The sequence below is a fragment of the Peribacillus muralis genome (genome assembly GCF_001439925.1).
In the GTDB taxonomy this organism is placed as follows: Bacteria; Bacillota; Bacilli; order Bacillales; family DSM-1321; genus Peribacillus; species Peribacillus muralis.
The window spans coordinates 339,125-362,113 of record NZ_LMBV01000001.1 but is presented as its reverse complement, the minus strand read 5'-3'; the positions used below and the strand labels follow the sequence as shown (position 1 = coordinate 362,113).

At 43.5% G+C, this 22,989-nt stretch carries 24 protein-coding genes and 1 other annotated feature; of the genes, 1 reads left to right on the top strand and 23 read right to left on the bottom strand.

Annotation, left to right across the window (positions count from 1 at the left end):
* Positions 1 to 120 precede the first annotated feature (120 nt).
* Complete coding sequence (locus ASU00_RS01730; protein WP_057911712.1) at positions 121 to 1,065, top strand: 4-hydroxy-3-methylbut-2-enyl diphosphate reductase; 945 nt, start codon at positions 121 to 123, stop codon at positions 1,063 to 1,065.
* A 39-nt stretch (positions 1,066 to 1,104) separates the two neighbouring features.
* On the opposite strand, the gene ASU00_RS01725 is transcribed toward ASU00_RS01730, so the two are convergent.
* The 23 genes from ASU00_RS01725 to floA form a co-directional block, all read right to left on the bottom strand.
* Positions 1,105 to 2,223 (bottom strand): Nif3-like dinuclear metal center hexameric protein, encoded by a 1,119-nt coding sequence (locus tag ASU00_RS01725; RefSeq protein WP_057911711.1) that lies wholly within the window; start codon positions 2,221 to 2,223, stop codon positions 1,105 to 1,107.
* Entirely contained in the window at positions 2,220 to 2,927 is a 708-nt protein-coding gene (locus tag ASU00_RS01720) for a tRNA (adenine(22)-N(1))-methyltransferase (protein ID WP_057911710.1), read from the bottom strand. Before ASU00_RS01720 ends, ASU00_RS01725 begins: the two co-directional genes overlap by 4 nt.
* A 213-nt stretch (positions 2,928 to 3,140) precedes the next feature.
* Positions 3,141 to 3,509, bottom strand: coding sequence for a cytochrome c550 (gene cccA / locus ASU00_RS01715; RefSeq protein ID WP_057911709.1), 369 nt, complete (start codon positions 3,507 to 3,509; stop codon positions 3,141 to 3,143).
* A gap of 236 nt (positions 3,510 to 3,745) precedes the next feature.
* A complete protein-coding gene (locus ASU00_RS01710) occupies positions 3,746 to 4,276 on the bottom strand; it encodes a hypothetical protein (protein WP_057911708.1) in 531 nt (176 codons plus the stop codon).
* Positions 4,277 to 4,411: 135 nt separating this feature from the next.
* A complete protein-coding gene (gene rpoD / locus ASU00_RS01705; RefSeq protein WP_057911707.1) occupies positions 4,412 to 5,545 on the bottom strand; it encodes an RNA polymerase sigma factor RpoD in 1,134 nt (377 codons plus the stop codon).
* A gap of 36 nt (positions 5,546 to 5,581) precedes the next feature.
* Positions 5,582 to 7,387 (bottom strand): DNA primase, encoded by a 1,806-nt coding sequence (dnaG, locus tag ASU00_RS01700; RefSeq protein WP_152983668.1) that lies wholly within the window; start codon positions 7,385 to 7,387, stop codon positions 5,582 to 5,584.
* Positions 7,388 to 7,438: 51 nt separating this feature from the next.
* Positions 7,439 to 7,894 (bottom strand): YaiI/YqxD family protein, encoded by a 456-nt coding sequence (locus ASU00_RS01695; protein WP_057911838.1) that lies wholly within the window; start codon positions 7,892 to 7,894, stop codon positions 7,439 to 7,441.
* A gap of 512 nt (positions 7,895 to 8,406) precedes the next feature.
* On the bottom strand, positions 8,407 to 9,228 hold the full coding sequence (locus tag ASU00_RS01690; RefSeq protein WP_201786254.1) for a pyruvate, water dikinase regulatory protein: 822 nt from the start codon (positions 9,226 to 9,228) through the stop codon (positions 8,407 to 8,409).
* A 15-nt stretch (positions 9,229 to 9,243) separates the two neighbouring features.
* Positions 9,244 to 9,882, bottom strand: coding sequence for a helix-turn-helix transcriptional regulator (locus tag ASU00_RS01685; RefSeq protein ID WP_057911705.1), 639 nt, complete (start codon positions 9,880 to 9,882; stop codon positions 9,244 to 9,246).
* 146 nt (positions 9,883 to 10,028) lie between these two features.
* Positions 10,029 to 12,098, bottom strand: coding sequence for a glycine--tRNA ligase subunit beta (glyS, locus tag ASU00_RS01680; protein ID WP_057911704.1), 2,070 nt, complete (start codon positions 12,096 to 12,098; stop codon positions 10,029 to 10,031).
* A complete protein-coding gene (gene glyQ, locus ASU00_RS01675; RefSeq protein WP_057911703.1) occupies positions 12,085 to 12,981 on the bottom strand; it encodes a glycine--tRNA ligase subunit alpha in 897 nt (298 codons plus the stop codon). Before glyQ ends, glyS begins: the two co-directional genes overlap by 14 nt.
* Positions 12,982 to 13,083: 102 nt before the next feature.
* Positions 13,084 to 13,260: a binding site (T-box leader), on the bottom strand.
* A 57-nt stretch (positions 13,261 to 13,317) separates the two neighbouring features.
* Positions 13,318 to 14,070, bottom strand: coding sequence for a DNA repair protein RecO (gene recO / locus ASU00_RS01670; RefSeq protein WP_057911702.1), 753 nt, complete (start codon positions 14,068 to 14,070; stop codon positions 13,318 to 13,320).
* A gap of 33 nt (positions 14,071 to 14,103) precedes the next feature.
* Entirely contained in the window at positions 14,104 to 14,247 is a 144-nt protein-coding gene (locus ASU00_RS24280; protein WP_082630107.1) for a YqzL family protein, read from the bottom strand.
* A 99-nt stretch (positions 14,248 to 14,346) separates the two neighbouring features.
* The gene (gene era / locus ASU00_RS01665; protein ID WP_057911701.1) at positions 14,347 to 15,276 is read right to left on the bottom strand and encodes a GTPase Era; all 930 of its coding nucleotides are present in this window, start codon (positions 15,274 to 15,276) and stop codon (positions 14,347 to 14,349) included.
* Positions 15,269 to 15,667 carry a cytidine deaminase gene (locus ASU00_RS01660; RefSeq protein ID WP_057911700.1) on the bottom strand — a complete coding sequence of 133 codons (399 nt, stop codon included), beginning with the start codon at positions 15,665 to 15,667 and terminating at the stop codon, positions 15,269 to 15,271. Before ASU00_RS01660 ends, era begins: the two co-directional genes overlap by 8 nt.
* A 37-nt stretch (positions 15,668 to 15,704) precedes the next feature.
* Entirely contained in the window at positions 15,705 to 16,082 is a 378-nt protein-coding gene (locus ASU00_RS01655) for a diacylglycerol kinase family protein (protein ID WP_057911699.1), read from the bottom strand.
* Complete coding sequence (gene ybeY / locus ASU00_RS01650; RefSeq protein ID WP_057911698.1) at positions 16,060 to 16,536, bottom strand: rRNA maturation RNase YbeY; 477 nt, start codon at positions 16,534 to 16,536, stop codon at positions 16,060 to 16,062. Before ybeY ends, ASU00_RS01655 begins: the two co-directional genes overlap by 23 nt.
* Positions 16,533 to 18,707 carry an HD family phosphohydrolase gene (locus ASU00_RS01645; protein ID WP_057911697.1) on the bottom strand — a complete coding sequence of 725 codons (2,175 nt, stop codon included), beginning with the start codon at positions 18,705 to 18,707 and terminating at the stop codon, positions 16,533 to 16,535. The genes ybeY and ASU00_RS01645 overlap by 4 nt, the downstream gene beginning before the upstream one ends.
* A 192-nt stretch (positions 18,708 to 18,899) precedes the next feature.
* Positions 18,900 to 19,862 carry a PhoH family protein gene (locus ASU00_RS01640; RefSeq protein ID WP_057911696.1) on the bottom strand — a complete coding sequence of 321 codons (963 nt, stop codon included), beginning with the start codon at positions 19,860 to 19,862 and terminating at the stop codon, positions 18,900 to 18,902.
* 3 nt (positions 19,863 to 19,865) lie between these two features.
* The gene (gene yqfD, locus ASU00_RS01635) at positions 19,866 to 21,053 is read right to left on the bottom strand and encodes a sporulation protein YqfD (RefSeq protein ID WP_057911695.1); all 1,188 of its coding nucleotides are present in this window, start codon (positions 21,051 to 21,053) and stop codon (positions 19,866 to 19,868) included.
* Positions 21,054 to 21,068: 15 nt separating this feature from the next.
* The gene (yqfC, locus tag ASU00_RS01630; RefSeq protein ID WP_057911694.1) at positions 21,069 to 21,353 is read right to left on the bottom strand and encodes a sporulation protein YqfC; all 285 of its coding nucleotides are present in this window, start codon (positions 21,351 to 21,353) and stop codon (positions 21,069 to 21,071) included.
* Between the two features lie 121 nt (positions 21,354 to 21,474).
* Positions 21,475 to 21,978: a hypothetical protein gene (locus ASU00_RS01625; protein WP_057911693.1), complete on the bottom strand. Its 504-nt coding sequence runs from the start codon at positions 21,976 to 21,978 to the stop codon at positions 21,475 to 21,477.
* Between the two features lie 22 nt (positions 21,979 to 22,000).
* A complete protein-coding gene (gene floA / locus ASU00_RS01620) occupies positions 22,001 to 22,987 on the bottom strand; it encodes a flotillin-like protein FloA (protein ID WP_413783502.1) in 987 nt (328 codons plus the stop codon).
* Positions 22,988 to 22,989: the final 2 nt, after the last annotated feature.

Below are 22,989 nucleotides of genomic sequence, written 5' to 3'. Positions count from 1 at the left end.
AAAAAAATAACCAGTAACTGATTTTAAAGAAATAGGATGTTTTGTAATATCATCTATGGTCTTATATAATAGAAAGGTATAAAGAGTAAGAGTTTCTTGCCTTTGAAGGAGGACACATAGATGAAAGTGATTAAAATATCCCCGCGCGGCTATTGTTATGGCGTCGTTGATGCCATGGTCATCGCCCGAAATGCGGCTTTAGATAAAACATTGCCACGTCCCATCTACATTTTGGGGATGATTGTCCATAACAAACATGTTACCGATGCATTTGAAGAAGAAGGAATCATCACATTGGACGGCAGCAACCGCAACGATATCATCGAGCAAGTGGATGGCGGAACCGTCATTTTTACGGCTCACGGCGTTTCCCCTGAAATCAGGAGGATCGCTAAAGAAAAAGGACTGGTGACCCTTGATGCAACATGTCCCGATGTTACGGCCACCCATGACTTGATTCGTGAAAAAGAAGCGGAAGGCTATCAAATCATCTATATTGGCAAGAAAGGCCATCCGGAGCCAGAGGGCGCAGTCGGAGTCGCTCCCGATGTCGTCCACCTCGTTCAAAAAGATGAAGATGTCGACGCGTTGACTTTGAATAGTGATAAGATCATCGTGACCAACCAAACGACGATGAGCCAATGGGATGTTCTGGATATCATGGATAAGGTGAAGGGAAAATTCCCCCATGCCGAAGTTCATAAGGAAATTTGTTTAGCGACACAGGTACGTCAAGAAGCCGTCGCCCAGCAAGCTGGCGAAGCTGATGTTTTAATTGTCGTTGGTGATCCGAAGAGTAATAACTCAAACCGCTTGGCACAGGTTTCAGAGGAAATCGCAACCACGACCGCCTATCGAATCGCTGATATTTCAGAGCTGAACCTTGAATGGCTGAAAGATGCCAAAACGGTTGCTGTCACTTCCGGGGCATCCACACCTACCCCGATTACAAAAGAGGTCATAACATTCCTGGAAAAGTATGAACCGAACGATGAATCGACCTGGGATACCGAAAAGAAAACGCCATTGCATAAAATCTTACCTAAAATTAAAGTGAAGAAATAAACAAAAAAAAGACAGCCGCAATGGCTGCCTTTTTTTGTTTCAGATGAAACGGAAAGGATCGGTATTCAACTTGGATGGAATGAATTCGACATCGAAGTTCCGCTCGCGACACATTTTTTCAAGTATCAGGGCAACGCCTTTTTTCATCACTTTTTCAACATTATGGCCAGGGTCGACAATATTCAAGCCGAGCATCATCGCGTCATGAGCCGTATGATAATACATATCGCCTGTAACATACACATCCGCACCCTTGAATTTAGCAGTCGTAACGTATTTATTGCCGTCTCCGCCAAGTACAGCGACTTTTTTAATAGGGCTTTGCAAATCACCAACGACCCTTACCCTATCAACATCGAGCGTCACTTTCACATGTTCGGAAAACTGTTCAAGTGTCATTTCTTCAGCTAGGACACCGATCTTCCCTAATCCAAGCGTTTCACCCTGATTCTCAAGTTGATATATGTCGTAAGCGACCTCCTCATATGGGTGGGCCTTCATCATCGCAGCCAGCACTTTCTTTTCGATACTCTCCGGGAATACCGTTTCGATCCGCATTTCGGCTACATCTTCAAGTTTACCTTTAGAGCCGATGACCGGTTCACTGCCTTCGCCGGGCAAAAAGCGGCCTGTGCCTTCCGACGAAAACGAACAATGGCTGTAATTTCCGATCGCTCCTGCACCCGCCCTACCTAGTGCGTCCCTCACGTTTTGTTCATCGGCCTTTGGAACATACACGACCATTTTCTTTAAGGTCGTCTCATAAGTCGGCACAAGCACTTGTGTGTCCTGTAATTGAAGCGCCTCGGCAAGTAAATCGTTCACACCCCCGTTTGCGACATCCAAATTGGTATGTGCAGCATAAACGGCGATGTCATGTTTGATCAGTTTTTCGATGATACGCCCACCGGCAGTCATCGTATCGATTCGTTTTAATGGCCGGTATATAAGCGGATGATGGGCGATGATTAATTCAACCCCCTGTTCGATCGCTTCGTCCACGACCTCTTCCAACACATCAAGGGCAATCATGACTTTCTTAACAGGCTTGTTGAGCTGGCCGACATGAATCCCGATCGGATCTCCCTCCATGGCAAATTGCTTTGGGGAGAATTGTTCGAACAGTTCAATGATTTGGGTACCGTTTACCGTCTTCACCTTTTTAGCACCTCCTCAATTATCGATATTTGCGCTTGTAGGTCATTGCGCTTCTTTTCCAGTCCGCTGCGTCCGCTTTCATCCAACTGCTCGATGATTCTATGCAAATGTTTTTTCTCCAGCTGCCATTTCTTGACGAAAGTGCTACTGAATTCATTTGTTAAATATGGTCCGAACATGAGGCCCTTTTGCTTGTTTACGCGATATGGGCGAAGCGGGTCCCCTTTTTCGGCCATTAAAATTTCGTAGATTTTTCCATCTTCTTCTAGAATTTCTTCGCCACTTAGCTCCCAGCCGTTATCGATCAGCCAGTTACGCACATGTGATGCCCCGACATTCGGCTGAAGAATAAGCCTTTTTACCGTGCCTAGTTTTTCTTTGCCGCTTTCCAATATGCTTGAAATCAACGTCCCTCCCATGCCGCAAATCGTAATGCATGTCGCTTCATCGGGATTCAAAACTTCCAGTCCGTCTCCTTTACGCACCTCTATCTTAGCCTCAAGCCCCGTCATTGCCACTTGCTTTCGTGCGGACTGATAGGGACCTTCCACGACCTCTCCGGCAATGGCACGGTCACACAGGCCGTTACTTACTGCATAGCAAGGCAAATAAGCATGGTCAGAACCGATATCGGCCAAGATGCTTCCTTTAGGAATATGTATGGCAACTCGTTCCAATCTCATTGATAGTCTTTCATGATTCATATTCATCAACTCTCTTAATTCAAATAATGTCTTACAAATAATTCGTTTCCCATTCAATTATAACAAGTTCCATGAAAAAATTACAGAAAGAGAAAAACCGCTTTCTGGCACTGGACAAAAGGAAGCCTTCCATTACGATGCTTCTATTTTAAAAACAAAAAAACCGACCCAAAACCTCGCCTTCCAACGATTTCCTGAGTCAGCTTTCGTACATTATTTCAATCCATGAATATATTTGGCCATGGCGTCAATGTTCTGTTCTTCTACCAAGCCTGCTGGCATCGCACCACGTCCATTCGTGATCACTTCTTTCACCTCGTCTACCGACAGATGGTCACCAACGCCTTTAAGAGCTGGTCCGACACCGCCCTGATAGGCATTGCCGTGACATGAGATGCAGTTCTGTTTATAGATGTCCTCAGGTGAAGCAGAGGCACTATCTGATTCTTCAGTCTTTGCGCCGCCGTCTTTTTCCTTGGCAAGATCTTTGGCATCACCCAAACCTTTAAACGAAAGTAAAAACATAAGTCCAATACCAAAAACCATGATAATAATAAAAGGTATTACTGGATTGCGATTCATAGTCGTTCCTCCCCTATGTAGAACCTAAACTTACCATATTTAATATTATATACAAACAGCTATATATTATTTTACTTGAAAAGAGTTTCAAGTAAAACCCCAAAAATAGAAGATATTATATAATTTCTTAAAATTGTCAAAATTCCATGTATATTTCCAATCATTTTTCCTTTTACTTACATATATTTCATAATACCCTACATTCTTCATTCAAAACCACTGAAACCCGCTTGAATTCAGATTAGCAAAAGGGAAAGAGCGACAACAATCCCCAAGCCTCCCGCAATCGAGAAATGAAGCAGCTTCAGTTTAATCCCGAGTAATATCCACAATCCGCAATTAAGAAACAGGAACATATAAAGGATACCCGCTTTTCCAGGTGCTATGAAATCAGCCAGGCTGACCGTCAAAAGAAGCAAGGATAGTGCCATTCCCATCAATGATATCTGATATATGAGCTTCCTGCCGCTAAAGCGGCGAACCATAATTCCAAAGATTATGATTGAAATAGTTGTCAGAAGCATTTGCATTCTTATGGGTATTTCAGTAAAATAATTCAAAAATACAATAAATGCAAAAAGCGCTCCAATCCACAGCATGGAAAGGAGATCTTTTTTACCTTTTCGGATTTCATTTTGGTGAGATGGCGGCCGTTCGCCTTCACAGTATAATGCCAGCAGGTAATTACAATATTGTTCCGGAAGCATTCGACTTTCCTTCCAGGCATTGATTTCTTGAATGATTATTTTCTTTCTCGTCTCATCCATGGTTTTCACATCCTCATGATTCTGATCTTTTTAACGGCTTTAAGCTTTTACATCAGTATAGATTGGCAAAAAAAAAAAGCCGCTCCCGAACGCTGGGCATTCAAAGAGGGCTCTGTGAAGGGCATGAACTTATATTTATTCCAAGAAATCTTTCAGGCGCTTACTGCGGCTAGGGTGTCTTAGCTTACGCAATGCCTTCGCTTCGATTTGGCGGATACGCTCGCGGGTAACTCCAAACACCTTACCTACCTCTTCAAGCGTCCGTGTACGGCCATCATCAAGTCCGAAGCGCAGTCTTAACACGTTTTCCTCACGATCGGTCAGTGTGTCCAATACGTCTTCAAGCTGTTCCTTCAAAAGTTCATATGCTGCATGCTCGGACGGGGAAGTCGCATCCTGATCTTCAATGAAATCACCTAAATGTGAATCATCTTCTTCACCTATTGGCGTTTCCAATGAAACAGGCTCCTGAGCAATTTTCAAGATTTCACGAACTTTTTCAGGCGTCAAATCCATATCCTCAGCAATTTCTTCCGGAGAAGGTTCACGTCCCAAATCCTGAAGCAGCTGCCTTTGGACACGGATCAATTTGTTAATGGTTTCCACCATATGCACCGGTATCCGTATCGTTCTTGCTTGGTCGGCAATGGCACGGGTGATGGCTTGGCGAATCCACCATGTAGCATACGTACTGAACTTGAATCCTTTACGGTAATCGAATTTTTCGACCGCTTTGATAAGACCCATATTCCCTTCCTGAATCAAGTCAAGGAAAAGCATGCCGCGTCCTACATAACGTTTGGCAATAGAGACAACCAGACGGAGGTTAGCTTCCGCCAAACGGCGTTTCGCTTCTTCATCTCCATCTTCAATTCGCGTAGCCAAGGAGATTTCCTCTTCAGCGGATAATAGGTCGACCCGGCCAATTTCCTTCAAGTACATCCGGACTGGGTCGTTAATCTTAACACCAGGAGGAACACTTAAATCATTCAGATCAAATTCTTCTTCCTTTGCGAGTTTCTTCTCATCTGGATCATCTTCATCATCGTCCTCCTCACCATCCGTGAGAATTTCGACGCCGTTTTCTCCTAACACCTCATAGAACTCATCCATTTGATCGGAATCCAACTCAAAACCGCCAATCATTTCAGCGATTTTTTCTAAAGTCAAAGAGCCTCGTTTTTTACCTAGCTCTAATAATTTTTCTTTCACCTGCTCAAGGCTAAACTCATTATCAACTTGTTTGGAACGTGCTGGTTTTTCAGCCATTAGTTCCCCTCCTTCCAGGACTTACACCTAAAACAACTACAACATTTTACGCAATTTAATGATTTCCATGGCTATCTGTGCAGCAGTGACATAATCACTTCGTCTGACTGCTTCTTTTTCTTCAACTTGTTTTTCTTTTATCTTTAACAACTTTTCATATTTCAACACTTGATTTATACAATCGGTCAGTTCTTTATCGGTAACTTCCTCATTCACTGACATCATTTCTATTTCCGAAACGATCCTTCTCAAGTTTGGATCCGGTAAATATGTTAGGAAAAAGCTTGTATCCGGCTCGTGTCCATCTTCATAGAACGCATATAAATAGGTGATGATTGCCTGATGTTCATCTACATGAAAGAGCGTTTGCCCAAGCAAATGCTGAATCTTGAAACTCATGTCCCTGCTTTTAAGCATATGGGCAATCAACATCGTTTCAGCATTATGGTGAGCAGGCTTTAACTTATGCTCATATTGCAGGGCCATTTTCTTTTGGGCTGCAGGCTGCGGCAGTGTCCCCTTCTTTCGTTCCGTAAAGAACACTTGCCGCTGCTGTTGTTCCAACGCATCCAATGACAGGGAAAACTCAGAGGATATTTGCCTGAGATAATGATCCCTCTCCACCGCATTGGGCAATCGCGATATTTCCTTAAGGACTTCTTCGATATATTGAATTCGATCTCCTTCATTATTTACATTTTTACCTCGACGCAAATAATGCATCTTGAATGCCATGTAGGTTAAACTGGCCCCTATTACTTCAGAAACAAAGCTTTTTTCACCGAATTCCTTTATGTAGTCATCGGGGTCCAGGTTATCAGGCATGAGCGCGACCTTCACTGAAAAGTCGTGGTCCTGTAACATATTGACTGCACGATTGGCAGCATTCAAACCCGCAGAGTCCGAATCGTAGCAGATAAGTATCTGGTCGGTATTCCTTTTTAACAGCTGGATATGCTGCTCCGTCAGGGCAGTTCCCATAGTTGCGACCGAGTTCTCCACCCCTGCACGTACAGCTGAAATGCAATCGGCGAAGCCCTCAAAAATAACGACTTGTTCTTTCTTTCGTATATGTGGTCTTGCTTGATGAAAATTATATAAAGTTTTGCTTTTATTAAAGATTGGCGTTTCGGGACTATTCAAATATTTGGGCTCATCGGTCCCCATCGCTCTCCCTGAAAACGCAATCGTATTTCCTTGATGATCCATAATCGGGAACATGACTCTATTTCTGAAACGGTCAAAATATGACTCGTCTTTATCCCTGTAAATAATAAGCCCTGCCTGCTCCATATATTCCGCTGGAAACCCACGTTTCAACAGAAACTTGGAAACGAAGTCCCATGAATCGAGCGAATAGCCAATTTGGAACTTTTCAATCGTCTCTTCGGTAAACCCGCGTTCAATCAGATATTCGAGTGCTTCCTGCCCTTCCTTCGTATTAACGAGGAGATGATGGTAGAACTTCCGCAGCAGGTCATGGGCTTCAACCATTTGCTGCGATCCGGCAGGCATGTTGGCACGCTTGGAATCCTTATTAACCTCAACATCTAAAGGAACATTTCCTTTTTCAGCCAATACTTTTGCAGACTCCACAAAATTGTAGCCTTCTTTGTCCATTAAAAAGGTGAAAATGTTGCCGCCTGCCCCGCATCCGAAACAGTGAAAGATTTGTTTATCCGGTGAAACGGAAAACGAAGGCGAGTTTTCACCGTGGAAAGGACAAAGACCAAAGTAATTGCGGCCTTGCTTCTTCAGCTGGACATATTCCCCAATTAAATCAACAATGTCCACAGCTTCGCGAATTTGATTAATCTTTTCATCTTCTATACGGCCATTTATCATTTTTCCACCTTGCCATATTGGTGATAGTTTCTAATTCGATACAGATTTCTATTTCCCTGCAAAGTTCGACAAAATTTTCAAAAGTTTCTTTGTAAAACATAGGCGATCTTCCTTCGTGAATGGTTTCGGCCCTTTCGTATGCTTACCCTGCCTGCGGAGTTTCGCCGACTGATAACGCATATCCAGGAGCATGAAAATATTCTCGTCCGTGTATTCCTTTCCCCTTGGAGAAAGAACATAAACACCTTTAGGTAGCAGGGTCCCAGCCAATCCAATATCTGCAGTAACGACAATATCACCCTTTTTTACTGCGTTTACTATATAAAGATCCGCCGCTTCCTTGTCTGCATCGACATATACCCATTTTCCTTCAGGGTCATTCATCATATTCTTATATGATGCAACGAAACAGACATCGATATCGTGCAATCGTGCAGAATGGAGGATCTCGTCTTTCACCGGGCATGCATCGGCATCGACGTGTATGGTAGGTTTATCATTCATACCTTTTAATTCTACATCTTTCTGCATAATCCTTTTTCTCCCCTAAACTTTATGAAGATATCGTGATTATTCCGCATCAGTTCAGAGTAACTTCTCTAAAAGAACCAACAGTATTCCTCAAGGAATATCCACTTGTTTACGTGAAAGTGCCGCTTTTTACGTTCATGCAAAACCGGCGCAATGTAAATTATACGGAACATGTCGAATTATTTTTATGATGAAAACCTTGACATCTCATTAACCTTTAGTTTATTCCTTATTAATTAAGTCTAAACCTTAAGATTACTTTTTTCTCACAATTTTTTATTATAGTCTATTTGATTGGAAGATGCCAGCATTTAAATTACGTTAATGTTTACATGCCAATCGAAGGATATGCATTCAGGAACGGAAAGGTTCTATATGTATTTTTATTCTATTTTTGTTCACGATTCCCTAAAACGAATGTAGCATTAAAATGTGAGCCGACACTACAAGTGTCCAGCTCACATTTTGGTTTCGAGATTTATCAATCAACGATGTTGATTTTGCAGGATATTGATGATTAAATTGGCTGTTTCTTCCACAGCCTTATTGGTCACATCAATGATTGGACAGTTCAACCTTGATATGATTTTATCAAAGTATGTCAACTCTTCCTTTATGCGTTCCACATTTGCATAAATGGCATGATCATTGAGCCCTAGTGACTTCAACCGCTCTTTGCGAATATGGTTCAGCTTCTCCGGACTGATCTTTAAACCGATACATTTTTCAGGAGGAACCAGGAATAATTCTTCTGGCGGCTCCACCTCAGGCACTAATGGCACATTCGCCACCTTATAGCGCTTGTGGGCTAAATATTGTGATAGAGGCGTTTTGGAAGTGCGCGATACACCGACAAGAACGATGTCTGCTCGCAAAATGCCCCGGGGATCTCGACCATCATCATATTTCACGGCAAATTCAATCGCTTCCACCCGCTTGAAATAATCATCATCCAGCTTCCTGACAAGACCAGGTTCATTGAGAGGTCCTTTTGGCGCCCTATCCTGGAGAATGTCCATGAGAGGTCCTAAAATGTCATGAGCAGACAGGTTTTCCCGTTCGACTTGTGCCTTCATATAAGCCCTGATAGCTGGTTTCACAAGGGTATAGGCAATGATCGCCCCATCTAACTTAGCTAGTGAAATCACTTCGTCAACGTTTTGTTCGTCTTCAATATACGGTATTCGCTTAATGGAAAAAGCCGAACCAGCGAACTGGCTTGCAGCTGCTTTGGTAACCAATTCAGCCGTTTCCCCTACTGAATCCGATACAACATATATAATAGAACCCTTCTTAATCTCCGTCATCCCTTTGCAAGCCTCCTAATAGCCTTCATCAGCCAAAGCTACGAATGCTTTGGTTATATTGGTTTTTGTAATTCTTCCAATTACTTCATAGCCTTTATCTGTGTCTTTGACGACCGGTAATGAATCGATTTGTTTATCTATCAATTTTTTGGCAACATCTATCAGAAGGTCTTCTTTGGAACACATCGTAATATTGGGCATCCTGGTCATGATGATATTGACTGGAATGGAATTAAGCTCCTGTTTACCAATACTGGCACGCAACAAGTCCTTTCTGGATAAGACACCGACAAGCAAAGCATGCTTATCGACGACAAACATGGTCCCGACATCTTCTAAAAACATCATGACGATCGCATCATATACGGAGATGCCTTCATCAACAACGACAGGGATCGATTGGTAATCTCGTACATAAAGATGGTTTAGGCTGTCCGTCAAAAGCTGTGTACCCGACCTGCCTGTATAAAAGTATCCGACACGCGGCCTGGCATCAAGGAAACCTGCCATCGTTAATATCGCTAGGTCTGGACGTAATGTAGCCCTAGTGAGATGCAATCTATCTGCAATATGTTCTCCAGTGATCGGTCCGTTTTCTTTAACAATTTGCAAAATATGTTCCTGACGCTTATTTAATTGGATAATAATCACCACCCCACTGCGTTTCGCAGAGCAAAGTACAAAAGGTATTCATTTAATAAGTATATACTATATAAAGGCATGTTTGTCGTATTTTTATCTTTAGGCAACTCAGAAACCCCAATACTACAGGGAATCCGATTGCCAGACATCCCGTTCCATCATGAAAGGATGATTTTATTCATCGCCGCGAAACTTGCGACCCACTCACTGATTTCCTTCATAAGCGATAATCGGTTATAGCGTAGCGCTTCATCCTCGGCCATGACCATCGTATTTTCGAAATACGCCTCTATTTCGCTTTGCAGGGAGACAAGCAGTTCAAACCGCTCATTCTCACTTTTGGAATTCGTATATTTCATCGCTGCCTGCTGATACTTTTCATAAAGTGCTTTTTCCTGATCATTATCAAAAGCGTTTGGATCGACCGTCACTTTATTCTCACACTTTACGGCAATGTTCATGACCCGGCTTAAAGCCTCCATGCTTTCTTTAAAGCCCGCTTCGTCTTTTTTCGCATCCAGGACGCGCGCGCGCTCCACGATGGAATGGATAGATCCGATTTCCCCGAACAGAACGGCATCAATCAAATCGTAGCGAATCTGTTTTTCTTGCAGGAGATGCTTGATTCTTGCTTTGAAGAAAGTGAACATATCCGCTTTAACTTCCTCTACATCTCGTTTTAAGATGTTCTTTGCTTCAAGACCTTTAAGGCCTAAAGCAATTAGCTCCTCTAAAGAGATATTCCATTTCTTCTCGGCGAGAATCTGAACGACGCCACTCGCCTGCCTTCTTAAAGCATATGGGTCCTGCGACCCTGTCGGAATGACGCCGATAGCGAAGAAAGATGCCAGCGTATCGATTTTTTCCGCTAAACTTACGATCGCTCCAATCACTGAAGGAGGTACATCGTCATCCGCATGTCTTGGCATATAGTGTTCGTTGATGGCTGCGGCCACTTCTTTGCGTTCTCCTTTTAGGAGCGCGTATTTTTCCCCCATATACCCTTGCAATTCCGGGAATTCATATACCATATGGCTCACCAAATCGAACTTGGCAATTTCAGCTGCACGTAGGGCCATTACTTTTTCTTCGCTTAAATTCAAAGCGTCCGCAAGTATTCCGGCCACCGTCTTGACCCGGGCAGTTTTCTCGGCCAATGTACCGATTTCTTCATGATAAACGATGCTATCAAGCTTTTTCAAAGCATCAGCAATATCTTTTTTCTGATCTTCTTTATAGAAAAATGCTGCATCGGATAGACGGGCACGCAAAACTTTTTCATTTCCTTTGGAAACCTTATCCAAGTGCTTTGCATCTCCGTTACGCACCGTTACAAAGAACGGTAGTAATTTGCCTTCTTCGCCCTTGACAGGGAAATAGCGCTGATGCTCCTTCATCGAAGTGATCAATACCTCTGCAGGAAGCTCCAGGAATTCTTCTTCAAACTGGCCAAATAAGGCTGTTGGATACTCGACCAAATTATTGACTTCTTCAAGCAATTCTTCATCGACTGGGATGATCCAGCCTTTTTCTTGCTCAAGCGTTTTAATTTGATCTAAGATGACTTGTCGGCGTTTATCAGGGGCCGCCATTACAAATTGTTCTGCTAACGCTGCTTCGTATTGCGACGGATTTTCTATGGTTGCGTTATTACCCAAGAAACGATGCCCTTTCGTTACACGGCCGGTTTTCACGTCAGCGATCGAAAATGGCACAACATCATGACCGAATAAGGCAATCAGCCACTTAATCGGACGGACGAAGCGGAGTTCTTGATCCGCCCAACGCATGTTTTTCGGAAACGTCATCCCGCTGATGATGTCCTGTAGCTCAGACAAAAGCTGTACAGTTTGCTTGCCCTGAATGAATTTATTTACATGAGCATATTCAACACCCTTAAGTTCCTTGAAATAAATATCCTCGGCAGTCATTCCGTGACCCTTGACGAAGCCTAACGCCGCCTTAGACCAGTTGCCTTCGCTGTCTAAAGCGATTTTCTTGGCAGGTCCTTTTGCTTCTTCTTCAATATCCTTTTGCGATTCTTCCACGTCTTTAACCAATATGGCCAAACGTCTTGGTGTGGAAAAAGCTGTAACCGTTCCGAATTCAATCGCTTTTTCCGTTAACCATTTCTGCACTTTTTCTGACAGCTGATTCATCGACGCTGTCACGAATCGGGCTGGCAGCTCTTCCAAACCAATTTCCAATAACAAATCACGCTTGCTCATTTGTATTCTCCCCTTTCAGTTTCAGAATCGGGAAGCCTAATTTTTCCCGCTCTTCATAGAAGGTTTTGGCAACCTTACGCGCTAAGTTACGACACCGGGCAATGTATCCAGTTCTTTCCGTCACCGAGATGGCCCCTTTTGCATCCAAAAGGTTAAAGGTATGGGAACATTTCAAAACATAATCGTAGGCTGGATGTACAAGCCCTGCTTCCATTTGGCGATGCGCTTCCTTTTCATACATGGTGAAAAGTTGAAACAGCATATCAAGGTCGGACGTTTCAAACGTATATTTTGAATGCTCATATTCCGGCTGTCCAAAAATATCGCGGACTGTGAATCCTTCTGTCCATTCAAGGTCAAATACGTTTTCCTTATCTTGAATATAAGAGGCGAGACGTTCGATGCCGTATGTAATTTCCACGGAAACCGGCTTGCACTCAAGGCCGCCCACTTGTTGGAAATAGGTGAATTGAGTGATTTCCATTCCATCAAGCCAAACTTCCCAACCAAGGCCTGCACATCCTAGTGATGGGTTTTCCCAATTATCCTCGACGAAGCGAATGTCATGCTCAAGCGGATTGATGCCTAAAGCCCGCAGAGAATCCAAATATAACTCTTGGATGTTGTCGGGTGAAGGCTTCATGATCACCTGGAATTGATGATGCTGATATAGACGATTAGGATTCTCGCCATAACGGCCGTCTGCCGGACGACGGGATGGCTCGACATAAGCAACGCTCCACGGCTCAGGGCCAATCGCTCTCAGGAACGTGTATGGGCTCATCGTGCCTGCCCCTTTCTCCACATCATAAGCATTCATTAATATGCAGCCCTGTTTTGACCAATGCTGTTGCAGCGTTAAAATCATATTTTGAATATTCATCGTACACCTCCATATTATTTAAAACGGTTCTTTAAAAATTCAGGTCCGCAGTTCATTCACAGTTTTTTTGCAAACAAAAAACTCCCGTCCCTATGCGTTATGCATAGGGACGAGAGTTTACCCGCGGTTCCACCCTAATTGCCGTCATATAACGGCCTCTTTTCAAAGCAACATGCTCCGGAAACGCCCTTCCCTGTCAATCCATAACCCGGCTTCCACCACCCCGGGTTCGCTTTATATGGAGAAAAAACAGGTACTCTTTTCCATCAACGCACTCTTCTATTTTAATGATTAGAATTTTATACAAACTATCAAGGAATGTCAATAGGCCAGTTCCTAAAACATATCTTTCATCGTATCGATCTGTTTCAGGAACTTTTTCGATTTCAAATGGAGGCCGGAATATTCCTCATAATAAGCATCGATGATTTTTTGCAATTCCTTTTTCGTTTCCGGCTTGACGGAAATGTTTCCGAGCCTGGATAAATCCAAGTAATAAAAAATTCGCAGCAATTTGACAGCTGCCGGTGAAATTTTGTAATGATAAGGATCTTTGCCTAGACAGCGGTGACAAATGAACCCCGCTTCCCGAAGCGAAAAGGAGAATTCCCCTTCCGTTTCACCACAAACCGCACATTGATTCAGCACCGGATTAATCCCATTCACCGGCAGCATCTTCATTTCAAAAATGAATTTCAAAACCTCTGCGTCATATTCCTCGTTTATGTAATGCAAGGTTTGCGAAAGCAATTCATACAAATATGGATTCGGCTTTTTATCCTCAATGCTTTTATCAAGTAATTCAACAATATATGAAGCATAAGCAGTGGCAAAAAGATCCTCCCTTATGAAACGGAGTGAGTCGACCATTTCGCCTTGCTGAAGACTTCCGAGTCCGGTTGATGTGGTTACAAGAAAATACCCGGAGCAAAAAAGCTGGGTGACGGCAGATAGCCTGCTGTTAGGCTTACTTGCCCCTCTAGCCATAACGCCAATTTTTCCTAGCTCGCGGGTATAAATAGTAATGATTTTATTATTTTCACCATATGCCGTTCGCCTTATGACAATGCCTTCACATTTTTGGAGCACATCGAGACACCACCCACACTCGCCAAGGCTAATCTATGAAATGGGAAAATCAAATTCTGCTAGCTCTTCTTTCAAAACCAAGGGTCTTTCCTGTCTTTCGACTTCTATCTCCTTAAACAGCAAGTAGGTGTCCACATTACCTGTTTCACTAAATAATTCCCAGGTAAAATCCAACATATAAAGCCCACCTTTCATTTTTAACTAGCAATATGAATATCCGACCATATGATTAGCTTGACCGTTTTCCAAACTTTCATGAAGCGTAAATTTTGTTAATTAATACTCGCTCTCATTAAAACCATAATCGCGAAGCTGGCTGGCTTTATTGCGCCAGTCTTTCTGTACCTTGACCCACAGTTCCAAAAATACCTTCGAGCCCAATAGGTTTTCGATGTCCACGCGCGCACGGCTTCCGACTTCTTTAAGCATCTTCCCTTGCTTTCCGATGACGATGCCTTTTTGGGAATCACGCTCGACGACGATCGTCGCCATCACATTAATGGTATCACTGTTATCCATCTTTTTGATGGAATCGATGACAACGGCCACTGAATGCGGAATTTCTTCACGTGTGAGGTGCAGAACCTTTTCGCGGACCAACTCTGAAATGATGAAACGCTCCGGATGGTCGGTCACTTGGTCAGCAGGATAAAACTGGGGACCTTCAGGCAAGTGTTCCTTAATTTGTTGAAGCAGTGTATCGACGTTATTCCCTTCAAGCGCAGAAATCGGAACAACTGCCGCGAAAGGGTAAAGCTGTTGATATTTTTCGATAATCGGCAGCAGCTCATCCGGATGCATTGCATCGATTTTGTTAACAACAAGGAAAACAGGCGTTTTTACTGTTTGAAGTTTTTCAATGATGAACTCGTCACCACGGCCATATCCTTCGGTCGCATTGATCATGAAGAGAATCAAGTCTACCTCTTTCAATGTGTTCGTTGCCACTTTCATCATGAAATCACCAAGCTTATGCTTTGGTTTATGAATGCCCGGTGTATCGATGAAGATCATTTGTGAATCGTTTTGCGTAAGGACACCTTGTACTTTATTTCTGGTCGTCTGAGGTTTATCACTCATGATGGCAATTTTTTGCCCGATGACGCGGTTCAAGAACGTACTCTTTCCGACGTTGGGACGGCCAATTATTGAAATGAAGCCAGATTTGTAGCCTTTTTCTTGTGTATCCTGAAATAATTTATCCATTTAAATCCTCCGGTGAAAAAGCTCCTGGAAGCAATTCCTGTACTGTTAATTCTTTAATATCTCCGTGCAAATTCGTCAAAACGACTGGCATATCCTTATCACACAGTTCCGATATTACTTGCCTGCACGCTCCGCATGGGGCTACAGGGCCGTCAGTATCCGCAACGACCGCCAGTTTGGTGAATGCTTTATCATTATGGGCATAAGCACTGAATAAAGCCGTCCTCTCGGCACAATTACACATGCTATATGCGGCATTTTCTATATTGCAACCATGATACACCTTGCCATCGACGGTTAAAAGGGCCGCACCCACTTTAAATTTGGAATATGGCACATATGCTTTTTCCCTTGCTGTTTTAGCTTCCTCAATCAATTCTTTCGTATTCAATTCTCATCTTCCTTTCAAATTGAGTGCTACGCTTGCCCTACAGGCCAAACTTAGGCAAAAAAATAATCAATCCAACTATGATAGAAAATATAGCATATATGAATACAGCTCCGGCTGCAATATCTTTTGCCTGCTTGGCTAACGGATGGATTTGATCTGTAACCAGGTCCACTACCCTTTCAATCGCTGAATTGATTAACTCCAATGTAATCGTTCCCGCTATCGCTGCCAATATGAAGAGCCATTCCATTCCATTCAAGGAGAAATACCAGCCAAAGAATACGACGATTGCCGCTAACGCAAAGTGAATCTTGATGTTGCGCTCCGTTCGAACTGCCTCCATAATTCCCTGACAGGCAAAAGAAAAACTTTTTAATAAAGGATGCTTTTTATTATCCCTCTCTTGAAAGCCCATATTCTTCCAAGATCTCCTTTTGTTTAGTGAACATCACTTTTTCCTCTTCATCATTCATGTGATCGAATCCCAATAAATGAAGGAAGCCATGAAGCGCTAAAAACCCTAACTCACGGTCGAAAGAATGCCCATATTCTTCAGCCTGTTCTTTTGTGCGCTCAATGGATATGATGATATCGCCTAGCATGCGAGGCACCCCTGCCCCGACGATTTCCATTTCACCTTCACCCATTTCTTCAAGTGCAAAGGAAATGACATCCGTAGCGGCATCTTTATGACGATATTCCTTATTGATTTCCCGGATTCGCTCATTGTCTACAAATGTGACGGACAACTCGGTATTGTCTTCAAGCTTTTCTTTTTTTGCCGCAAATTGCAGAATGCTTGCAACAAGCTGCTGAGCTTCTTCGGTCACTTCGTTCGTTTCATCCATTAAATCAATCTCTAAAATCATTCTTTCACCTTCTGTCCTAATTTATCCGGCTCCGGATATTCAATCCTGGAGTGGAAGATACCATTCAGCGATTCACAGAGCGAATGCTTCACGATACTTAATTCTCTCATAGTAATGTCGCATTCATCAAATTGACCATCAGAAATCCTTTCCTGAATGATGAAACTTACCAGTTCTTCTATCTTGTCCGGAGTTGGATGCTGCATTGACCTAACTGCAGCTTCCACACTGTCGGCGATGCCAATGACCGCCACTTCCTTCATGAATGCCTTTGGTCCAGGGTAACGGTAGGCGTCCTCAAGCGTAGCATCATCCTCTTTTTTTGCCTTATAATAGAAAAATTTCAGCAAAGTGGTTCCGTGATGCTGCTCTGCAATATCGACGATTTCTTTAGGGAATTTATGACTGCGCAGCATTTCCCCGCCATCCACGGCATGGGCAATGATGATATCCCTGCTCGTTTCGGGCTGAAGCCGGTCATGCGGATTATCACTGTTCATCTGATTTTCAATGAAAAAATGCGGCATCTTCGTTTTGCCGATATCATGATAATAACTGCCAACCCTTGCCAGCAGTCCATTTGAACCGATGGCCTCGCAAGCGGATTCCGCCAGGTTGGCGACCATCACACTGTGATGATATGTTCCTGGAGCTTCGATCAGTATCTTCCTCAGTAAAGGATGATTCGGGTTTGCAAGCTCGATCAGTTTCATCGAAGATAAAATCCCGAAGCCTGACTCGAAAAATGGCAGCAGGCCCATCGTCAAAACGGCCGAGCCGACACCGGAACCAATTGCCGCAAGAGCATAATACAAATACTCCATTCTAGTATAATGGCTGTCCATGATAAAGATAAGCGAAAATACAAAAGCCATATTCATTAAAGACAATACCAGCCCTGCCACCAGCACCTTTGATTTGAAGTTGAGCCTCGATAAGACGAGGATGGCCGTCAAGCCACCGAAAATGATAAACAGTCCCATCGAGATATCGAGATTACCAGGCGTATCTCCATTGAATATGATCGTTCCATAAGAACCTAACAAAATGATCATCGCCACTGCTAGCTTATCATTCAATAAGATCTTGATTAGCATCGCAGACATGGCAACCGGGAAAAGGTATTCCAAATTCGAATTTTTCATGTCTGCCACGATGCTGATCGTTTTCATGGTGGCCATTGAAAGGATAAAGACGAGACTGAAAATCAATAGCTGATTGTATTTGTTATCCTTTTTGGAAATCGAAAAAGTGAAAAAGTAGTAAAACACGGTAAAAGTCAGAATGATGAAGAGCAGCAGTCCGATATATGGATAAATGGTCGACTCTTTATTTAAAAATCCGGCCAATTCAAGCTGCCGATAAACATCCCTATCCACTAACTGATTTTCCTCTACGATGATCTGCCCTTGGAGGATTCGGATCGGCTCCACGCTTTCAATCGCTTTCCTCCGCTGTTCCTCCGTTTTATCCTTATCGAAAAACACATTTTGGATAATCGCCGTGCGCGCCAGGGAATTAGAGGCTTTTTTCATATCACTGCTGATACTCATATAGCCCAGTTCCTCTACAACCTTTTTCTTTGCATTTTCGACGTCACTCGCTGCTATCCTGGAGCTCATCACATTGTTCACGGCAGTGATGGTGGAGTCCCTCGCAATTTCCAACTCATCTTCATCGGCCTTAACTAGAGCAAGGAAGACGGATTCCTCAATATTTTTATTGACTTCATCGGTCAATTTTTCTTTTAAAATGGATACCTTTTGTGCATCAGTCTTCAAGGGATCCTTTTTATTATCCTTCCCTTCGTCTTTTTTATCATCATTATCAGGGTCCGTTTCTTTATTGACCTCGATCGCGGTATCGAAAATGGATGAAACCAGATCGACTTTATTTTTGGCATATTCTTTTTTTAACGAATATACATCCGCCACCTGTTTTGAAATTTCTTCTTTTTCTTGTTCCGTCTTATAGGTATCTTCCACCGTCTTGGTTGAACGGATCGTTTGTTCCGATGGCTTAAAAAGCTCCACCTGCACTCTTTCCGGTTTAACGTTGGAAAACATCAACCCATAAGCAAACACACCAAGGATGATGAACAATAACACTTGAAAAAAGCGATGGACCAACAGCCCCTTTAGTTTGGTGAAGAATTTCTGGATACGATTCAAGGAAGGTCCTCCTAAGAAATTTGATGGTTATTATTCTAGATATGTAAAATCATAACAGTTTTTATGTAATTTTTCATCTGTGTATTAATAAAATGTAAGGCTTCCTTCACTCCAATTCCACTTTTTTCTGAAAAAGCGGGACATTTGGGCACACCACGAAAAATCCGCCGATTGAAACTGGCGGATTCTTTCTTATACCTTTGCCTGCTCGTAAGCGGTAATGATTTTGGCAACTAGCGGATGTCGCACTACATCGCTTTGTTCAAAATAAACGAAGGAAAGCCCTTTGACATTCTTCAAAATTTCCTCTACCCGTACCAAACCTGACTTCATTCCCTTTGGTAGGTCAATCTGGGTGCGATCCCCCGTAATGACCATCTTCGAGCCGAAACCAAGACGGGTCAGGAACATTTTCATTTGGGCCTCCGTCGTATTTTGGGCTTCATCCAAAATGACAAAGGCATCCTCAAGCGTACGGCCCCTCATGTAAGCCAGGGGAGCGATTTCGATTGTCCCTCGCTCTATCATCCTCTGGGTCTGTTCCATCCCAAGGAGATCATGGAGAGCGTCATACAGCGGCCGTAGATATGGGTCTACCTTTTCCTTCAGGTCGCCTGGGAGAAAACCAAGGCTTTCGCCAGCTTCCACGGCAGGCCGTGTCAGGATGATTCTCTTAACTTGTCCATTTTTTAAGGCACTGATTGCCATCACTACAGCGAGATACGTCTTCCCTGTCCCGGCGGGTCCAATCCCAAAGACGAGGTCTCGTTTTTTTATCGCTTGGATATAGTATCTTTGCCCAATCGTTTTGACCTTAATCGATTTTCCCTTAGCCGTTTTGGCTATTTCTTCATCATACAATTCACCGAAATACTCAAGGGTACCTTTTCTAGCCAATTCAATGGCATAGAGCACATCTCTAGAACTGATTGCAATTCCTTTTCTGATCACTGTCAAAAGAGCCTTCAGAATTTCCTGCCCCATCGTTATCCGCTCGATTTCGCCGGCAACGCTGACGGCTTCACCGCGGGTAATGATGGAAATGCCCAGCTCCTCTTCAAGCACTTTTACATTTGAATCTCCATTGCCCAATAAAGCCATCGCTTCATTAGGTGATTCGATTTCCAGCTTAATTACTTTCACATCATCTGCCATTCGTTAGTCTCCTTGAATGATTGGCTGTCCAATCGCTATATCTTCAATAACTTGGTAATGTATAGACAATTTAACTTTACCATTCTCCATGCTTTCGTGCAAAATTTTTTCTTCGACGATTTCATCTTCCTCATCCAAATGCTTGTTCAATTCCGCTTTAGCCATTTTTCTTCCCTCTTTCACCGCTTCTTCCCGCGTATAACTCCGGACGATATCCTCCTTGCTCCTTAAGGTCACCTGTTTATAGGAGATGGGGAGTTCCCATTGCAGAAAGTGAAAGGGCCTGATTGTCGTTTCCTTTTCCTGCTTGTTATATCCCGGGTCCCCAAATCCCCAAACAGGCAGGGAAAAGTCCCCCATTTTCAAGTAATGCTTATTCGTTTCATTTCCGTTTAAGACGGAAAATTTCGTTTTCATCGGAATTTTCACTTCCGCATTGTACCAGGTTTTCCCTTTGATAACGCCTTGGGCCGATACGATTTCCTGCTTATCTTCTTTGCCTATTAAGCCTGAGACGAGAAGCTGTCCCTTTCCGACATAATCATTCACATTTACTTTAGATTGTCCTTTTTCAACGAACATATGAGCGATGATCGCCTTTTTCGAGGCCACCAAATTTTGTGGTGATGTTTTTTCGATTTCCTTCGGCTGCCGTTTTTCAACGACCCGAAAATGGTACGTCGTTCCCTTGAGCTCGACCCCGACCCACGTCAATGCACCGATCCGATCGGAAAGCTTGCGCTGAATCGTATCCACGTCATCAACAAAAAATTGGACCTTGCCGATCTTCACGCCCATCTTGTCCAATTCTTTGCGGATGGCATGCTCGGTTGCCGGCTTCGCATCCTTCACCTCGATGCCCCACACCATATTGGAAAGTACAAAAATGCATAGCAGGAACGCAATGAGACCCACTAGAAACCCGCTGTTATTCATCACCCTTTTCATTAGGAAAGGGACACCCTTTCCCTGCATGAACTTCACTTTACAATCGCTTTTACGCATAACCTGACGCAGTTTCGGGATATCCCTGAAATCCATATGGAAGATCAGGGTTTCGCTGCCGACGCGCTTCACATCCCAGATATGAAGCCCCCTTCGTGTCAGCATATTGATCAGCCGTTCTGCACCTTTTCCACGAGCCTTCACTTTAACATAGCCTGTATAATAGTTTGTCCATTGGTTTTTCATGGAGACCTCCCGGGATCATTCATTAATAAAATAAACCTTGTCAATCTTGCCTTCGAGCATGATTTCTTCGGGTAAGATCGTTTTTATGACAAAGGAGCTTCCCTTTATCAGCAGCTGACCATTTTTCAGCATCAAGCGTACCTCACTGTCAGAAAAGGCCAATAAGCCACGATGGTTTTCTATATAAATATGTAATTGTCCAATCATGGTAATTCGCGGCAGGTCCATCATGACATCTTGTGGAAGGTCCATTGTTTTGGTCATAAGCTGTTTCACTTTTTTTCCCCAATTGCGAGCCATAAAAAAGAACCCCCTTTCATCTCAATGTATGAGGTGAAAGGGGGTTCTAGCACAAAATTATTTGGGAACGAACGTCTATTTTTTCATGAATCCATCACGGCGAAAAAAACTCGATGACCGATTATCTTCTAGACCTTTGCAGACTCCGCTTAGCCCTCGGCGGTCCAAGCACTTCTGACATGATGATGCCATCAATCAACTGCTTTTTCCCGAAAGAAGGCCCTTTGTGATAAACGGAACTTCTATTATCAGATATGGCAGAGATGGTGATGCTATCAGCCTTCGCCTTTTGATATAAACGTTCTTGATCGTACTTCTGCTGAAGCCTCCTAAGCTCAGCAATCCTCTTATTCGCTTCGCTCTTCGTCTCATCGATTATTTCGGCAGCCTGAGGTGCCTGTTGTCCGACTTTGCGGACAGGTGCGGGGGCAGGGCCTTGCTGCTGATTCCCCTGCATATCACCTTGAAGCTCCCGCATGACCTCCTGCCATTTCTTTTTAGGAGGACCGTTAGGGGCTTCATTTTCCTGAAGCTTCTTTTTTCTTCCTAACATGGACGATACAATACCGATCAAGATAATGATTAGGAATGGGTTCCCGAGAAAGAAATCAATGATATCTCCCATTTAAAGACCTCCCTTCCCTAACCTAGTTATGATGGTTGTTATTGTTGTTATCTTTTGGATTTTCGGAAATTTTGCTGATCGAGCCACGCATATCCGTATCAGCCGTTATATTTTGGATGTTCATATAATCCATCACACCTAGGTTTCCGCTTTTCAGTGCATCGGCCATCGCCAACGGAACTTCAGCTTCGGATTGGACAACCTTCGCACGCATTTCCTGAACACGGGCAACCATTTCCTGTTCAAGGGCAACAGCCATCGCACGGCGTTCTTCGGCCTTCGCCTGGGCTATTTTCTTATCGGCTTCGGCTTGGTCCGTTTGTAAAATGGCTCCGATGTTTTTCCCGATATCCACTTCAGCGATATCAATGGAAAGAATTTCGAATGCCGTTCCAGAATCCAACCCTTTTGATAAAACCGTCCGTGAAATCAAATCGGGATGTTCCAGGACATCCGTGTGCATTTTAGAAGCACCGATCGTCGAGACGATCCCTTCCCCTACACGGGCAATGATCGTCTCTTCACCAGCACCACCGACTAGACGTTCTATATTGGCCCGGACCGTGATCCTTGCCTTCGCTTTCACTTCAATCCCGTTCATCGCCACACCAGAGATGAATGGAGTTTCAATCACTTTCGGGTTAACGCTCATCTGAACGGCTTGCAATACATCACGACCAGCAAGGTCAATGGCTGCTCCCCGTTCGAAAGGCAACGTGATATTAGCACGTTCTGCAGCAATCAATGCATTCACGACCCGATCGACATTCCCCCCTGCAAGGTAATGGCTCTCCAATTGATTCGTTGAAACACTGATTCCAGCTTTATGGGCCTTGATAAGTGGATTTACGACTCTGCTTGGTATAACCCGGCGAAGTCTCATCCCCACTAATGTAAATATGCTAATTTTGACTCCTGCCGCCAAAGCGGAAATCCAGAGCATTACTGGTACGAATGTGAAAAATACCGACAATACGATGATGGCAGCAATCACTGCCAGTACAATAATAA

Excerpts from the sequence above, each read along its gene's own strand:
- ASU00_RS01720 (WP_057911710.1), bottom strand. The coding sequence starts at position 2,927 with ATGAATCATGAAAGACTATCAATGAGATTGGAACGAGTTGCCATACAT.
- yqfC (WP_057911694.1), bottom strand. The coding sequence starts at position 21,353 with ATGGCTCGCAATTGGGGAAAAAAAGTGAAACAGCTTATGACCAAAACA.
- era (WP_057911701.1), bottom strand. The coding sequence starts at position 15,276 with ATGGATAAATTATTTCAGGATACACAAGAAAAAGGCTACAAATCTGGC.
- glyQ (WP_057911703.1), bottom strand. The coding sequence starts at position 12,981 with ATGAATATTCAAAATATGATTTTAACGCTGCAACAGCATTGGTCAAAA.
- ASU00_RS01695 (WP_057911838.1), bottom strand. The coding sequence starts at position 7,894 with ATGAATGATAAACCTACCATACACGTCGATGCCGATGCATGCCCGGTG.
- ybeY (WP_057911698.1), bottom strand. The coding sequence starts at position 16,536 with ATGATTTTAGAGATTGATTTAATGGATGAAACGAACGAAGTGACCGAA.
- yqfD (WP_057911695.1), bottom strand. The coding sequence starts at position 21,053 with ATGAAAAACCAATGGACAAACTATTATACAGGCTATGTTAAAGTGAAG.
- cccA (WP_057911709.1), bottom strand. The coding sequence starts at position 3,509 with ATGAATCGCAATCCAGTAATACCTTTTATTATTATCATGGTTTTTGGT.
- glyS (WP_057911704.1), bottom strand. The coding sequence starts at position 12,098 with ATGAGCAAGCGTGATTTGTTATTGGAAATTGGTTTGGAAGAGCTGCCA.
- ASU00_RS01730 (WP_057911712.1), top strand. The coding sequence starts at position 121 with ATGAAAGTGATTAAAATATCCCCGCGCGGCTATTGTTATGGCGTCGTT.
- ASU00_RS01655 (WP_057911699.1), bottom strand. The coding sequence starts at position 16,082 with ATGGGCTTTCAAGAGAGGGATAATAAAAAGCATCCTTTATTAAAAAGT.
- ASU00_RS01625 (WP_057911693.1), bottom strand. The coding sequence starts at position 21,978 with ATGGGAGATATCATTGATTTCTTTCTCGGGAACCCATTCCTAATCATT.
- ASU00_RS01710 (WP_057911708.1), bottom strand. The coding sequence starts at position 4,276 with ATGGATGAGACGAGAAAGAAAATAATCATTCAAGAAATCAATGCCTGG.
- ASU00_RS01690 (WP_201786254.1), bottom strand. The coding sequence starts at position 9,228 with ATGACGGAGATTAAGAAGGGTTCTATTATATATGTTGTATCGGATTCA.
- ASU00_RS24280 (WP_082630107.1), bottom strand. The coding sequence starts at position 14,247 with ATGTTGGATTTTACCTGGGAATTATTTAGTGAAACAGGTAATGTGGAC.
- ASU00_RS01640 (WP_057911696.1), bottom strand. The coding sequence starts at position 19,862 with ATGGCAGATGATGTGAAAGTAATTAAGCTGGAAATCGAATCACCTAAT.
- rpoD (WP_057911707.1), bottom strand. The coding sequence starts at position 5,545 with ATGGCTGAAAAACCAGCACGTTCCAAACAAGTTGATAATGAGTTTAGC.